Here is a 235-nt window from a genome sequence, read left to right as displayed (position 1 = left end):
CGCTCCCGTGCTTTGTTGTGGCAAAGCTCGCATACATAAGTATGCTTCGCTTCACCACGCCGCGCCCGGAAACGAATTAAAGGTAAGAGGTTCTGACTACACGATGGGGCTATAGCTCAGCTGGGAGAGCGCCTGCTTTGCACGCAGGAGGTCTGCGGTTCGATCCCGCATAGCTCCACCATCTTTACTGTTCGAAAAAATACTTCAGAGTGCACTGAGAAGTGTACTGCGAAGT

The 235-nt window shown here is 52.3% G+C and carries 1 tRNA gene; it reads left to right on the top strand.

Annotated elements, in window-relative coordinates:
* Positions 1-105 precede the first annotated feature (105 nt).
* A tRNA-Ala gene (locus ENTHG_RS00295) sits at positions 106-181 on the top strand.
* Positions 182-235 lie beyond the last annotated feature (54 nt).

Origin of the sequence: Phytobacter massiliensis JC163, assembly GCF_000321045.1 — a bacterium.
GTDB lineage: Bacteria > Pseudomonadota > Gammaproteobacteria > Enterobacterales > Enterobacteriaceae > Phytobacter_A > Phytobacter_A massiliensis.
Note: the sequence above shows the minus strand (reverse complement) of the source record. Positions and strands in the feature narration are given on the sequence as shown.